Origin of the sequence: Alteromonas sp. MmMcT2-2, assembly GCF_022348305.1 — a bacterium.
GTDB classification, from domain to species: Bacteria; Pseudomonadota; Gammaproteobacteria; order Enterobacterales; family Alteromonadaceae; genus Alteromonas; species Alteromonas macleodii.
Window position 1 is genome coordinate 100,372 of sequence record NZ_JAKRFA010000005.1, and the last position, 14,143, is coordinate 114,514.

12 protein-coding genes are annotated in these 14,143 nt (G+C 44.9%); 9 read left to right on the plus strand and 3 right to left on the minus strand.

The window, feature by feature from the left end:
* The first annotated feature begins 193 nt into the window (after nucleotides 1–193).
* From MHM99_RS05055 to MHM99_RS21170, 6 genes are all read left to right on the plus strand, one after another.
* A complete protein-coding gene (locus MHM99_RS05055) occupies nucleotides 194–3,079 on the plus strand; it encodes a pitrilysin family protein (protein ID WP_239218414.1) in 2,886 nt (961 codons plus the stop codon).
* 73 nt (nucleotides 3,080–3,152) lie between these two features.
* Nucleotides 3,153–4,751: a glutamate--cysteine ligase gene (gshA, locus tag MHM99_RS05060; protein WP_131138032.1), complete on the plus strand. Its 1,599-nt coding sequence runs from the start codon at nucleotides 3,153–3,155 to the stop codon at nucleotides 4,749–4,751.
* 67 nt (nucleotides 4,752–4,818) lie between these two features.
* Nucleotides 4,819–5,457 (plus strand): hypothetical protein, encoded by a 639-nt coding sequence (locus tag MHM99_RS05065; RefSeq protein ID WP_014948754.1) that lies wholly within the window; start codon nucleotides 4,819–4,821, stop codon nucleotides 5,455–5,457.
* Nucleotides 5,458–5,750: 293 nt separating this feature from the next.
* Complete coding sequence (locus MHM99_RS05070; protein ID WP_014948755.1) at nucleotides 5,751–6,209, plus strand: hypothetical protein; 459 nt, start codon at nucleotides 5,751–5,753, stop codon at nucleotides 6,207–6,209.
* A 98-nt stretch (nucleotides 6,210–6,307) separates the two neighbouring features.
* Nucleotides 6,308–6,721: a hypothetical protein gene (locus tag MHM99_RS05075; protein ID WP_156078075.1), complete on the plus strand. Its 414-nt coding sequence runs from the start codon at nucleotides 6,308–6,310 to the stop codon at nucleotides 6,719–6,721.
* A gap of 178 nt (nucleotides 6,722–6,899) precedes the next feature.
* Complete coding sequence (locus MHM99_RS21170; RefSeq protein ID WP_012517787.1) at nucleotides 6,900–7,025, plus strand: hypothetical protein; 126 nt, start codon at nucleotides 6,900–6,902, stop codon at nucleotides 7,023–7,025.
* 29 nt (nucleotides 7,026–7,054) lie between these two features.
* On the opposite strand, the gene smrB is transcribed toward MHM99_RS21170, so the two are convergent.
* Nucleotides 7,055–7,705, minus strand: a complete 651-nt coding sequence (gene smrB / locus MHM99_RS05080; protein WP_014948757.1) for an endonuclease SmrB — start codon at nucleotides 7,703–7,705, stop codon at nucleotides 7,055–7,057.
* Between the two features lie 152 nt (nucleotides 7,706–7,857).
* Between smrB and prmB the strand changes: the two genes are divergently transcribed.
* From prmB to MHM99_RS05095, 3 genes are all read left to right on the plus strand, one after another.
* Nucleotides 7,858–8,793, plus strand: a complete 936-nt coding sequence (gene prmB / locus MHM99_RS05085; RefSeq protein ID WP_061094557.1) for a 50S ribosomal protein L3 N(5)-glutamine methyltransferase — start codon at nucleotides 7,858–7,860, stop codon at nucleotides 8,791–8,793.
* A gap of 9 nt (nucleotides 8,794–8,802) precedes the next feature.
* Nucleotides 8,803–9,900, plus strand: coding sequence for a chorismate synthase (aroC, locus tag MHM99_RS05090; RefSeq protein ID WP_156078076.1), 1,098 nt, complete (start codon nucleotides 8,803–8,805; stop codon nucleotides 9,898–9,900).
* Between the two features lie 153 nt (nucleotides 9,901–10,053).
* Nucleotides 10,054–11,271, plus strand: coding sequence for an MFS transporter (locus MHM99_RS05095; protein ID WP_156078077.1), 1,218 nt, complete (start codon nucleotides 10,054–10,056; stop codon nucleotides 11,269–11,271).
* 28 nt (nucleotides 11,272–11,299) lie between these two features.
* Here the strand turns inward: MHM99_RS05095 and MHM99_RS05100 are convergent, their stop codons facing one another.
* On the minus strand, nucleotides 11,300–12,847 hold the full coding sequence (locus MHM99_RS05100) for a SpoVR family protein (RefSeq protein ID WP_014978686.1): 1,548 nt from the start codon (nucleotides 12,845–12,847) through the stop codon (nucleotides 11,300–11,302).
* Nucleotide 12,848: 1 nt separating this feature from the next.
* Nucleotides 12,849–14,135 (minus strand): YeaH/YhbH family protein, encoded by a 1,287-nt coding sequence (locus MHM99_RS05105; RefSeq protein ID WP_014948762.1) that lies wholly within the window; start codon nucleotides 14,133–14,135, stop codon nucleotides 12,849–12,851.
* Nucleotides 14,136–14,143: the final 8 nt, after the last annotated feature.

A 14,143-nucleotide genomic window follows, 5' to 3' on the forward strand; every position in this document is an offset into this window, starting at 1 on the left:
GAAATACACAAATTAATACAATCATAGCAAAGTCGAAGCAAGTAAAGCGCTAAAAAGTCTGGTAGTCTTCGAAAATTCGCTTGCGCTATAGAGATAGCAACCTCTGTTTTCACCCAATAAGCCAAGTACCACTCAGTGAATATAGAGTGAAAAGGCAGAGTGAAGAATGTGTAGTAATTTAAAAGGAATCATCATGTCAGGAAAACTGACCCTACGTACCTTCGTTATGACCATAGGCGTCATTGCAGTAACAGCGTGTCAGCACGTACAGGAAGAGAAGACGAATAACCAACTAAACACAGTAGCTGATTCGTCGAACACCGTGTCTATTCCTTACGAAAAGTACACATTAGAAAACGGACTTACCGTCATTCTCCACGAAGACCATTCTGATCCACTGGTTCATGTTGACGTTACCTATCACGTTGGCTCTGCGCGAGAAGAGGTAGGTAAGTCAGGGTTTGCTCACTTTTTTGAACACATGATGTTTCAAGGCTCAAAACACGTTGCCGATGAGCAGCATTTCAAGGTGATTACAGAATCGGGCGGTAACTTAAACGGCACAACCAATACCGATCGCACAAACTATTTTGAAACCGTACCGGCTAACCAACTGGAAAAAGTTCTTTGGTTAGAATCTGACAGAATGGGCTATCTGTTAGAGGCCGTAGACCAAACGAAGTTTGAAAACCAAAGAGAAACGGTTAAAAACGAGCGTGCCCAACGGGTGGATAACCAGCCTTATGGATTGCGTTTCGAGCTTAATGGTGAAGCGCTATACCCAGAAGGGCATCCATACTCGTGGATGACAATCGGCTATGTAGAAGATTTAGACCGCGTTGACGTCAATGACCTAAAAGCCTTTTTTAAACGCTGGTATGGCCCGAACAATGCGGTCCTTACTATTGGTGGCGATATCGACGTAGCCAAAACCAAAGCGTGGGTGAATAAATACTTTGGTGAAATCCCAACAGGCCCGAAAGTAGAAGAGCCCGAGCCTCAGCCAGTAACGTTAGACGAAACCCGTTATGTAACGTTAGAAGATAAAGTTCATCTTCCACTTCTGCAAATAACTTACCCTACTGTGTATGGTCGCCATGAAGACGAAGCGCCACTGGACGTATTGGCCGAGATTTTAGGCGGTGGAAAAACCTCTCTGTTTTACAAAAACCTAGTGAAAGAAGGCATGGCGGTGCAAGCCGTGGTGTCTCACCCTTGCCGCGAACTTGCCTGTGAGTTCCAGCTACTCGCTTTGGCTAACCCTGCAAAAATTACCTCACTTTCTACTCTCCAGAACGTACTGAATGAAACCCTAAAAGAGTTTGAGACACGTGGTGTAACGGCAGATGATTTAGCGCGTACAAAAGGACAAATTGAAGCGCGTACGGTATTTGGCTTACAAAGTGTGTCTGGCAAAGTGTCAGCCCTCGCCGCTAACGAAACCTTTTACCAAACGCCAGATTTGATTGCCGAAGATATTGCGCGCTACAACGCCGTAACTGCTGAAGACGTTATGCGTGTTTACAATAAATATATTAAAGACGCCAATAGCGTTGTATTAAGCGTGGTGCCCAAAGGGCAGGTTCAGCTCGCTGCGGCTAAGCAGACCTTTGAACGTCCGGTGAGAAATATTGAAATCGATACGGTAGATGTGTCTGATGACGAAGCCTTTTCCAGTGCCCTATCTACCAATACCGCCCCTAGCTTTGATAGAAGCGTAATGCCGAAAGCCGGTGAGGCACCGGTTGTGGAAGTTCCTGATTATTGGGAATCTGAACTTGCTAACGGCATTGAAATACTTGGCGTAACCAGCACCGAAACGCCAACGGTAACGCTTACATTAGGTATGGATGGCGGCATGTTGCTAGACCCTGAAGGTAAAGCGGGTACGGCCTACTTAACCGCGTTACTTATGAATGAAACTACAAAGCATTACAGCAATGAAGAATTAGCTAGCGAACTTGCAAAACTGGGTAGCGCTATCCGATTTAGTACTGCAGGTAGATACTCACAGGTTTACGTGTCTACTTTAACCAAGCATTTAGATGAAACCCTAGCGCTGTTAAAAGAAAAGCTGTTCAACCCTGCGTTCACTCAAGAAGATTTCGACCGCATGAAAGAGCGTGTTGTACAAGGCTTGCAGCAACAAGCGAAAACGCCGTCTAGCTTAGCTCGCCGCGCGCGTGACCTCGTTCTTTTTGGTGAAGATAACCGCGTGAGCCTGCCGGATGAAGGCACGCTGCAAACTGTGCAGAATATCACGTTGGAAGATGTTAAAACGTTTTATGCCAATTACTATTCGCCAGATAAAGCGAGTATCGTCGTTGTTGGTAACTTACTGAAAAAAGACATGGTGAATACACTAGACTTTATTGGTCAGTGGAAGGGGAATACCTATGAATTTGCTGATTACAGCGACTTTCCCAAGTACGAAGAAAACCAAATTTTCCTAGTGGATAGCCCAGAAGCGGTTCAGTCGGTAGTATTTATTGTTGATAGAAGTTTACCTTTTGATGCGACAGGCGATCACTTTAAGTCTCGCCTTATGAACTTCCCATTAGGGGGAGCATTTAATAGCCGCATAAATCTGAACCTTCGAGAAGATAAAGGCTTCACCTATGGAGCAAATAGTGGTTTCGTTGGTGGCAAAACCCTTGGTTGGTTTGAAGCAAGTACCGACCTCACTGCTGCTAACACAGGTGAAGGTATCGCTGAAATTTTAAAAGAGATTAATCGCTACCGCACTGAAGGTGTAACCGAGGAAGAAATTGCGTTCATGCGCAATGCCTTTACGTTAAGCGACGCACTTGAATTTGAAACACCTACCAGTAAAGCGCGCTTTTTAAGGCAATTGCTTAGCTATGGTCTTGATAAAGGCTATCGTGAAGAGCAGCTTGCTATTATCAACAATATTGATAAGAAAACGATGGATACCTTGGCAAAGCAATATTTGAATCTTGATAAGATGCAAATTATTGTAGTAGGCGATAAAGCTAAAATTTTGCCTCAGTTAAACGCGCTATCGATGCCAATTATCGAGTTATCAGTAGAGAGTAATACCCGAGAAACGTTAAACTGATAGATTGATTTTGTTGAATTTACATTATTGCCCCCCATAACAGGGGGCTATATTGACATAACGGACCACCATTTTGACTGTAGACTCATCCCGTTTTGAAGCGCGCATTGCTGCGCTTAAGTCACCCGAATTTCTCGCTGCGCTAAAAGATATTAAGCGCGGCGTTGAGCGCGAAGCCCTTCGTATAAACCCGAACGGTACGTTGGCACAAACACCCCATCCTAAACCGCTGGGATCTGCGCTAACCCATGATTCAATCACCACAGACTTTTCTGAATCGTTGCTTGAATTCATTACGCCGCCAGAAAACAGTGCTGCCAAAACGATTTCTCAGTTAAAAGATATCCATAAATTCGTTATTGATAATATTGGTGAAGAGCAAATATGGCCGCTAAGTATGCCATGCTTTATAGATGATGAAGCGCACATTCCCATCGCCTATTTTGGTGAGTCAAATGTGGGCAAGATGAAGCGTGTATATCGCATTGGTCTTAAAAACCGCTACGGCAGTATGATGCAGGCAATTGCTGGCGTGCATTTCAACTTTTCTCTTCCCGAAACGTTTTGGAAGCTATGGGCTGAACTGAACGGAAAAGAACATTCTCAAGAGCAGACTTCAGCCGATTATTTTGGGCTTATCCGCAACTACCGCAGGTTGTGTTGGCTTATTCCTTATTTGTACGGTGCATCCCCTGCATTATGTGGATCGTTTTTAAAAGGAAAGCAGCATGCGTTACCTTTTAAAAAGGTAGGTAAGGGCACGGTATACATGCCATACGCGACATCACTTCGCATGAGTGATTTAGGCTACACAAGTGCAGAGCAATCGTCGCTTAAGATTTGTTACAACAAGCTAGACAACTATGTCACCTTGCTGCGCGATGCGATGAATACGCCGTCATCCCGGTTCAGCCAGTTTGCTGCAGGCGAAGAGGGCAATTATCAACAGTTAAGTCGCAACATCATTCAAATTGAAAATGAACTGTACTCGCCTATACGCCCTAAGCAGCCCACTCAGTCAATGGAAAAGCCAACAGACGCTTTGGTTAGACGCGGTATCAGCTACATTGAAGTGCGCGCTCTAGATGTAAATCCATTTTCGGCAATTGGTATTTCACAGACGCAATTCGATTTCTTAGATGTGTTCTTAGTGGCGTGCTTACTAATGCCAAGTGCAGAACTTGACGAAGCGCAGCTTAAAGAAGCTAAAGAGAATATGAATAAAGTAGTGTTAGAAGGGCGAAACCCTGATTTGCTCCTGCAAAATGGCGGAGAAAATATTTCACTACCTAAATGGTGTGCCTCTCTGTTTAAGTCCTTCGAGCAAGCGGCCGAATTACTCGATTTAGCCAATGATACGTCGCGTTATACACAAGCGGTGAACGTCGAGGCTGAAAAAGTGGCGGATCCGGCGCTAACACCGTCAGGTAAACTACTTGCTACTTTGCTAGAAAGTGACAAAGATAATGGCGTGTTGGGCTTAGAACTGGCACAAGCTTATCAAGCTGAGATGAAGTCTTTTGAATACACGGATACGGATGCTGCTGGTTTTGCTGCCCAAGCTGACGTGTCGTTTGCTGCTCAAAAAGAAATAGAAGCTGCTGATGTTAAAGACTTTGATACATTTATTCGTGATTATTTCGCTGAGGCCCCAGCAAAAAAAAATGCCTGACATAGGTCAGGCATCGAAGGGTTCCAGGGAAACACACATTTTACTAGAACATTAGTTAAGACAAGCTATGAACCAAAAGTTCAAAAAATTGGTTGTTTTTTTATCAACTCTCATCGTTCTTTTTCCGCTGTTTATCGCTGGGTGTGCAACTACGCCTCCTAAAGACATCAGTAATTTATGCGAAATATTCTACGAAAAGGACGATTGGTATGATGCAGCTGCTGATGCCCGCGATAAATGGGGTGTGCCTATACATGTTCCAATGGCCATGATGTATCAAGAAAGTTCCTTCCGCCACGATGCGCTTCCACCGCGTGATTACGTTTTCTTCGGGCTTATTCCTTGGGGGCGTGTTAGTTCGGCTTATGGCTATTCACAAGCGAAAACACCTACCTGGTCTGACTATATGAGAGAAACAGATAACAGTGGTGCGGATCGTGATGATTTCGAGGACGCTATCGACTTTATGGGATGGTTTATTTACAAGTCGCAAAAAGTGAACGGTATTTCTAAATGGGACGCCTACGCGCAATACCTTAACTATCACGAAGGATGGGGCGGGTACAAACGCAGAAGCTATGATAGAAAGCCGTGGCTGAAGAAAGTGGCGTCAAAAGTTAAAGCGCGCTCGCTGCGCTATGCTACGCAACTTAAAACCTGCGAGGAAGATCTTCAAAAAGGTTGGTTTATGAAGCTGTTTAGCTAAATTAAAGAAGCGAGAAAAAGCGACGTGATAGTCGCTTTTTTTATGCGTCTATGAACGTTGATTAAAATAAGTAGAAAAATATATTGAAGAAAAAAATTGAGGGATAGACGGGCGTCTATCCCTCAGCGACGCTAAGCCAAGACCGTTTTTTACCCAACGTCGAACAGGCATTTACAAGATAGTGTAAATGAGAATGATTTGCAATACCTTTTTGTGAATTAATTCTATCCCTCAATATGCAACAAATTTATCTGGCCCTAATCTTGTTCTATACTTTTCAAGTGGAGGAACGTATGGATATAGACAAGTTTAGTGCGCATGGAGAAGTTCACGCTCATTTTCAAGCAGAGCAAAATATTCTACATATAGACTTAGTAGGTCCGTTTAATCTTGAGTTCATGCAAAAGTATGAGCGTGTGGTTGGCGCACAAAGAAAGAATATTGATACACCGTGTTGGGGAAGCTTAGTAAATGTGCATGGTCTAGCACTTGCGCCCATGGAGGCTACTAACGCTGGGCAAGAAATTGTTAGTAAAGCCGTAGCATTGGGACTAATCGCCACGGCAGTGGTGCTTCATGAACCAGAAGGTGTGGCAATGCAAAAGAAGTTTTGGTCTCGTGTTTATGAATCTTCAACACTAGCATTCGAATACTTTGACGACACTGCTCAGGCAACACTGTGGTTGAGTGAAAAAGTACTTGCTTGTCTGCAGGCCCACAATGTTAATCAGTTCAATAATGCCAGACGATAGCCATAACAGCCCTAACTAGGCGAACTCGCCCTGTTAAAACTGATCTTTGCTCAGTGCTCCACTCTATCAATTGAATGAAGGCATAACAGGAGGTAGCCATGGTAGGTAGTCAGCATCAATACCGTTTTTTCAACGTCAACAATGTGCTATTCGATATACCAAGCAATGTATACGACGATAGCGTTGTCGACGGGTGGTTTAGGAATATCGCAAGAGAGGGTCAGAAACTTGATAAGTGGGTAATTCTATCTATACCCGATAAAAGTTTAACGATTACACATACTGCCGCATCTCAACTTTGCTCACGACTTCCCTTTCTGCGAACGTATGGATGTTTGGGGTTTCTTTTGCTTGCGAACCATGTAAACGCCAAAATCTTTCAACACAGTCTTCGAGCAACACCCCCCAATTTTGATATACAAGTTAGTGAGTCGATGGAGCAGCTGTGCCGTAATGCGGAGGCGTTGCTTGGTTATGAGGGAGACCTGAACATATTCAATCGTTACAACTAAGTATGGCAAAGCCCCAATTGTGATGGCGCGACGAATATGTGGATTCGTATTAACTGTATGTTGACCTGGATCAAATAATTAGGCCGACAGCTAACGACTAGAAATCGAATTTGATCTGGATCACATCCTCTATCTAACGCCTCTTCTACTATTTACTTAGTTGAAGAGGAGATTACTTATGTTGTGGACTATGATGAAAGACCCCGTAGTATGGGGCTCACTACTCGGTATAGGCATTATTGTAGCGATGATGATGTATTACACTTATTTGTTTATGCACAACAGTGCAGATGAAGACAAATAAGTCACCATGTATGAGTGTCCAGGCGCAAATTAACGCTTGTTGTTTTGAAGCGGTATGTCGATGAGTACCAGTAGTGCTGCTTGTCCACCGTATTCGAGGGGCGCTTGATGAAATGCACGTACGTGTGGGTGCTGAACTAAGTAATGGGGCAGGGCGGCTTTTAGCACGCCCTGACCAAAACCATGCATTACACACACGCAATCTATCAGTTCTTTTCTTGCCGTGTGAATAAGTGCGGCAAGCTCGGCTTTTGCCATCTCTCGGGTAAGGCCATGTAAATCTAACGTCATTTCTGGCGAGTAGTCGCCACGGCGCAGCTGCTTCAAAATATGCGTAGACTCACCTTCTTGGCAAAAGCGCATGGGCCCTTCTTGCGGCAACGCTGCCTGGTACATATCAGAAAAGTCGAAGCTTGCCGCTAATTGCTTACTGTGTTTTAGATGTTTACCTTTTACCTGCTGTGACTTCTTAAATAACTCAACTTGCTTATCAGGCTCAACTTTATCTTGTGATAAAGGCGTCACTCCCTGCATTGCATCGGCAAATGAAAAGGTCTCTTCCTCGGTATTCGTAGACATATTTCCATTACGGGCGCCTTCCTGTCTCGCCTGACTTTTATGGCGATGAGGTTCAGAAAGTTGCTTCTTTAATGCTTTGAGTTCTTTTTTAAAGGTTTTCATCAACAACAGCTTGGGTAAATACACTCGAGTTTAACGATTCAAAACGCCTAAATTATAACGAATAGAAAGATTCGGTACGTAGTTAATTATGTGAATCGGTATGAAGTTTGGGTATGATACCAGCTTTAAAATTTTTGATGTACCCAAACGCCATGACCGATAAGTTTTACCTTGAAGAAGCCATTGAAGATCTGCATACCCTGTTAGATATGACACGATGGGCAACCAGCCGTTTTAACGATGCGGCCTTGTACTTTGGTCATGGTACTGACAATGCATGGGATGAAGCGACAAGCCTAGTTATGCAAGCCTTACATTTGCCTCATCCTATATTGGAGCAAGTTGGGGACAGCGTAATGACGTCTCGCTTAACGAAAAGCGAGCGAGAGAAGATTGCAGAGCTTGTTTTAAAGCGCGTGCAAACTCGCATGCCATTGCCTTATATCACAAACGAAGCCTGGTTCTGCGGTATGCCGTTCTACGTAGACGAGCGAGTGCTCATTCCTCGCTCTCCATTTGCTGAACTTATTCAAAAAGAGTTTGCGCCATTTGTAGAATCTACGCCTAACAGTATTCTTGATATGTGCACGGGCGGCGCGTGTATTGCTATTGCGCTTGCTCATGCATACCCAGAGGCGCAGGTAGATGCCGTTGATATCAGCACAGATGCATTGGAAGTGGCCGATATCAATATTCAGGAGCATGGTCTTAGTCACCGTGTTTATCCCATTCAGTCTAACCTGTTTTCAAGTTTAGAAGGGCAGAAATACGACCTTATCGTGTCTAATCCGCCTTATGTTGACGCAGAGGACATGGCTGACTTGCCTGAAGAGTATCACCACGAGCCTGAGCTTGCCCTTGCCGCAGGTGAAGACGGTCTGGAACTGGTTGATATCATGCTTAAAGAGGCGCCAACTTACCTTAATGACGGTGGCTGGTTATTCGTTGAAGTTGGAAATAGCGAAGTGCACATGAGCGAAAGGTTCCCTGGCTTAGAAGTCATTTGGCTTGAGTTCGAAAATGGCGGTTCAGGTATTTTCGCAATTCAGAAAAACACATTAGTACAGTATTTTAGTAGTAAGGATTAACAGTTAATTATGTCAGGTAACAGCTTCGGAAAACTTTTCACTGTAACCACGTTTGGTGAAAGCCACGGCATTGCAATTGGCGGTGTGGTAGACGGTTGCCCTCCAGGACTTGAGATCACAGAAGAAGATCTTCAGGTTGATTTAGACAGACGTAAGCCCGGCACCTCTCGTTATACTACGGCGCGAAGAGAAGACGATGAAGTACAAATTTTATCTGGCGTATTTGAAGGTAAAACTACTGGCACCAGTATTGGTTTATTGATTAAAAATAAAGATCAGCGAAGCCAAGATTACGGCAATATCAAGGACCGCTTTCGTCCAGGCCACGCTGACTATACCTACGATCAAAAGTACGGAAGCCGTGACTACCGCGGTGGTGGGCGTTCGTCTGCACGTGAAACGGCTATTCGCGTAGCTGCAGGTGGTATTGCGAAAAAGTACCTTAAAGAAGTGCACGGTATTGAGGTATTAGGCTATTTGTCTCAGCTTGGGCCGGTAACGGTAGATAAGGTTGATCACAATGTAACCAACACTAACCCGTTTTTCTGCCCTGATGAGTCTAAGCTTGACGCGCTGGACGAGTACATGCGAGACCTTAAAAAGTCAGGCGACAGCATTGGCGCGAAAGTATCGGTTGTTGCGAAGAATGTGCCTGTAGGCCTAGGCGAGCCTGTTTTCGATAGGCTAGATGCTGAAATCGCCCACGCCATGATGGGAATTAACGCAGTGAAAGGCGTGGAAATTGGTGATGGTTTTGATGTTATTAATCAAAAAGGCAGTGAACACCGCGATACGCTTACTCCCGAAGGATTCACATCTAATCATGCAGGTGGCGTGCTAGGCGGCATCTCTACCGGTCAGGATATTGAAGTACACATGGCGCTTAAGCCGACCTCAAGTATTTCGGTTCCCGGTAAAACTATCAATAAAGACAATGAGGAAATCGATATCGTCACCAAAGGTCGTCACGACCCGTGTGTGGGTATCCGTGCTGTACCTATTGCCGAAGCCATGCTGGCACTGGTATTGATGGATCATCTGCTGCGCCACCGCGCTCAAAATGCCGGTGTGCAGTCGACCACGAAACCAATTGCGGGTCAGGCATAGCAGTTTTTTAAATCGCAAGACCGCAATGCCAAGACTGCGACGTTAACGCGGATTAAAGATACACGCAGCATGAGCGCATGTTGCGCTAATTAATTTTATCATTCGCCACTGCCGGTTCTGCGCTAGTGGCGTTTTTGCATATGGAGATGTGAATTGTCACCAAATGGCCTAAACGATGCCAACAATACTGCGGCGAGCCCAGCAAGCAGCAAAACCGGCCTCTTTATTCTTGCTATCACCTACTGGCTTTACTTCGGTCAGCTTGGCGTGCTTGTGCCTTATTTAGGTATCTTCCTTGATGGGCGGAGATTTTCTTCTGCCGAAATCGGTGAACTTTTTGCTGTTATAACGCTAGCGCGTATTTTAGGGCCAGGCTTGTGGGCTGGCGTGGCCGATAAAACGGGTAATGCCATTGGCGTAATGCGTTTAGGCTGCTTGCTCACCGTACTAACTTTCAGTTCGGTGTTTTACTTCACCAGTTTTTGGGGGCTTACGTTGGCTTTCGGGTTAATGATGATGTTCTGGACAGCGGTGTTGCCTCAACTTGAAGTTATCACGATGAACACGGTGGCGAAAACCAATGCCACGTATGGGCAGGTAAGGCTATGGGGGAGCGTTGGCTTTATTTGTTTGACGGTAGGTGTGGGTAAAGCCCTAGATATTTTTTCTACCGACACGCCAGTGCTCGCCAGTATTGGCGTACTCGCGTTACTGTTCATCAGTACCTTGTTCATACGTGCGCCCAAAGAAGCTGCACCTGAAACGTCTACGGCGGGAAGTATTTGGAAATACGCCAAACAAAAACCTTTCGCCATCTTTATATTCGCTTCAGCGTGCTTGCAAATTAGCTTTGGTGCGTATTACGGATTTTTCGCACTTTACATGCGCGACCTTGATTACAGCGGCCAACAAACTGGCATCTTTATCGCGCTTGGGGTACTTGCCGAGGTGGGGATATTTCTTATTGCCCGCCGTCTGATTAGCCAGTTTGGCGTGTGGAATTTATTGTTTGTGAGCATCGCACTGACAGGGCTTCGCTGGTATGTCATGGCGGCATTCGCTGATACCTTTATGGTGATTGTGTTGAGTCAGCTTATTCATGCGTTAAGCTTTGGTTTAACGCATGCAGTATCGGTGCATTTTATCCACCAGTTCCTGCCGAAGGCGTATCAAAGCCGAGGGCAAGCGGTATACATCAGTATAGCGTTTGGATTAGGTGGCGCATTTGGAAACTACTTGGCAGGGCAGCAGTGGCAGCAAGGCACTAACGCTTATGAGACGTTCGTTACCGCAGCAGTTTTTGCAGCAATAGGCGCACTGTCACTGCTACTGTGTTCCAGAAAAGAAATGGAAAGTGCAAAGGCGGCTTAAAATCTTGTTCTGATGGCTGACCGCAGGCTTACGCCTGCGGTGCACGTTTACACTCTGATATCACGTCAATACCATCATCACCATTGTCTTGCTCTAAACGTACATCAAATTTCCACAGCCTGTGCAGGTGGCGCATAACTTCATCTTTTGAATCGCCTAGCGGAATTCCTCGCTGAGGAATATAGCGAAGAGTAAGCGAACGGTCGCCTCTTACATCAACGTTATGTACCTGAATGTTGGGTTCTAAATTACTCAAATTGTATTGAGCAGACAGCTTCTCTTTAATAATTTGATAACCCATTTCGTCATGAATAGCGCTCACCGCAATAAAGGGCTTGGTGGTGTCATCTTCAAGGGCGAATAACTTAAAGTCGCGAATAACTTTAGGCGATAAAAACTGACTGATAAAACTTTCGTCTTTAAAATTTTCCATGGCGAAATGCACGGTCTCAAGCCAGTCTTTTCCCGCAATACTTGGAAGATATTTATAGTCTTCTTCAGTGGGAGACTGACACACCCGTTTAATATCCATGAACATGGAAAAGCCTAACGCATACGGATTGATGCCAGAGTAATAAGGGCTGTTGTACTCTGGCTGCATAACGACGCTTGAATGACTGTGCAAAAACTCCATCATGAAGCGGTCGCTGACCAAACCCTCGTCATACATCTCATTTAGAATGTGGTAGTGCCAAAAACAGGCCCATCCTTCATTCATTACTTGGGTTTGTTTTTGCGGATAAAAATACTGCGAAACTTTCCGTACAATACGCACAATTTCACGTTGCCAAGGTTCAAGTAAAGGTGCGTTTTTTTCAATAAAATAAAGCAGGTTTTCTTGCGGTTCTTGTGGAAAACGAATTTTTTCTTTGTGTTTGCTATGCGGGCTATTTGGCAGGGTGCGCCAAAGCTCGTTCACTTGCGATTGCAGGTAGGCCTCGCGCTCTTCTTGTCTGTTTTTCTCTTCTTGTAACGAAATTTTCTGCGGGCGTTTGTATCGGTCAACGCCGTAATTCATTAGCGCGTGGCACGAGTCGAGCATATTTTCGACTTCATCAAATCCATATTTTTGTTCGCATTTAGCAATGTAGTTTTTAGCAAAGACCAGGTAGTCGATGATAGAGCTGGCATCGGTCCAGGTTTTAAATAAGTAGTTGCCTTTGAAGAATGAGTTGTGACCGTAGCACGCATGAGCCATAACGAGCGCTTGCATGGTAATGGTGTTCTCTTCCATTAAATACGCAATGCAGGGGTCAGAGTTAATGACGATTTCGTAAGCCAGCCCCATTTGTCCACGACGGTATTGTTGCTCAGTTTGAATAAACTTTTTGCCAAAGCTCCAGTGCGTGTAGTTAAGCGGCATGCCGATGCTGGCGTAAGCATCCATCATCTGCTCTGCGGTGATCACCTCAATTTGATTGGGATAGGTGTCTAACTTAAATTTTTTGGCGATGCGATCGATATGTTGCTCATACTCTTCGATAAGTGGAAACGTCCAGTCGGGCCCATCGCTTAATAAGTGGCGTTTTGATGTTTCAGGCTTGCTGTTTTCTTTTGCCATAGCGTCGGTTGTCATATTAGGCTCCTTGCTGCGCATCTTGTTCAGAGCGTTTGAATAGCTCTCTGAACACAGGATAGATGTCAGCCTGTGTTTGTATGTGCTTACATACAAAGTTGTCGTGAGTGGCGGCCACTTTCTCGTATTCTCGCCACAAACTTTGGTGCTGCCTCTCGGTTATCTCTATATAGGCATAGTAACGGGTTGCGGGTAGCAGTTTAGCGGTAAGCAAGTCACGACACTGTGGCGAGTCATCAGCCCAGTTATCGCCATCTGACGCTTGTGCTGCATAGATATTCCAGTTTCCATCGCTGTAGCGCTCGCGAACGACTTCATCCATTAGCTTCAATGCACTTGAAACAATAGTGCCGCCGGTTTCTTGAGAGTAGAAAAACTCGTGCTCGTCTACTTCCTTTGCTTGCGTGTGATGACGAATGTACACCACGTCTACATTTTCGTAGGTTCGCGTCAAAAAGAGATACAGCAAGATATAAAACCGTTTAGCCATGTCTTTGGTGGCTTGGTCCATAGAGCCAGATACATCCATTAAGCAAAACATTACGGCTTTGCTTGAGGGAAGCGGACGCTTGTCATAGTTCTTAAAGCGCAAATCGAAAGTATCAATAAAAGGCACTCGGGCTATTTTGGCTTTAAGTGCTTCAATTTCTTCTTTTAATGCATTTATGGCTAACGTATTGTCGTGCTTGTCTTCTATAAGCAGTGCAAGTTTTTCTTCAAGCTCTCTCAGTTTCTTTCTATCACTTCCGCTTAAGGCAATACGCCTTGCCACAGAGCCTTTGAGTGAGCGAACAATATCTAAATTACTTGGCACGCCATCGGTCTGATAACCTGCGCGATAGGTTTCGTATTGGGTGACTTTATCAAATTGATTTTTCTTTAAATTGGGAAGCGCTAAATCTTCAAAAAGTAGGTCTAAATATTCGTCTTTGGATATTGAAAATACGAACTCATCTTGGCCTTCGCCTTCATTGCTGGCGTCGCCTTCGCCTGCGCCCTTGCCACCGCCACCTGGCGGTCTATCAATTTTATCACCCGCCGTGAATTGGTCGTTGCCAGGGTGGACAATATCTCTACTGCCGCCGCGGCCGGTATGAAAAATAGGTTCAGAGATATCTCTGGCTGGAATGCTAATTTGCTCGCCAGAATCTAAATCGGTAACAGAACGTTTACCCACTGCATCAGAAACAGCGCGCTTTATCTGCTGTTTGTAACGCTTTATAAAGCGCTGGCGGTTTACCGTACTCTTACCTTTGCTGTTTAACCTTCGGTCAATAAAATGCGCCATACACACCT

Excerpts from the sequence above, each read along its gene's own strand:
- MHM99_RS05055 (WP_239218414.1), top strand. The coding sequence starts at position 194 with ATGTCAGGAAAACTGACCCTACGTACCTTCGTTATGACCATAGGCGTC.
- MHM99_RS05065 (WP_014948754.1), top strand. The coding sequence starts at position 4,819 with ATGAACCAAAAGTTCAAAAAATTGGTTGTTTTTTTATCAACTCTCATC.
- MHM99_RS05070 (WP_014948755.1), top strand. The coding sequence starts at position 5,751 with ATGGATATAGACAAGTTTAGTGCGCATGGAGAAGTTCACGCTCATTTT.
- MHM99_RS05075 (WP_156078075.1), top strand. The coding sequence starts at position 6,308 with ATGGTAGGTAGTCAGCATCAATACCGTTTTTTCAACGTCAACAATGTG.
- MHM99_RS21170 (WP_012517787.1), top strand. The coding sequence starts at position 6,900 with ATGTTGTGGACTATGATGAAAGACCCCGTAGTATGGGGCTCACTACTC.
- smrB (WP_014948757.1), bottom strand. The coding sequence starts at position 7,705 with ATGAAAACCTTTAAAAAAGAACTCAAAGCATTAAAGAAGCAACTTTCT.
- prmB (WP_061094557.1), top strand. The coding sequence starts at position 7,858 with ATGACCGATAAGTTTTACCTTGAAGAAGCCATTGAAGATCTGCATACC.
- aroC (WP_156078076.1), top strand. The coding sequence starts at position 8,803 with ATGTCAGGTAACAGCTTCGGAAAACTTTTCACTGTAACCACGTTTGGT.
- MHM99_RS05100 (WP_014978686.1), bottom strand. The coding sequence starts at position 12,847 with ATGACAACCGACGCTATGGCAAAAGAAAACAGCAAGCCTGAAACATCA.
- MHM99_RS05105 (WP_014948762.1), bottom strand. The coding sequence starts at position 14,135 with ATGGCGCATTTTATTGACCGAAGGTTAAACAGCAAAGGTAAGAGTACG.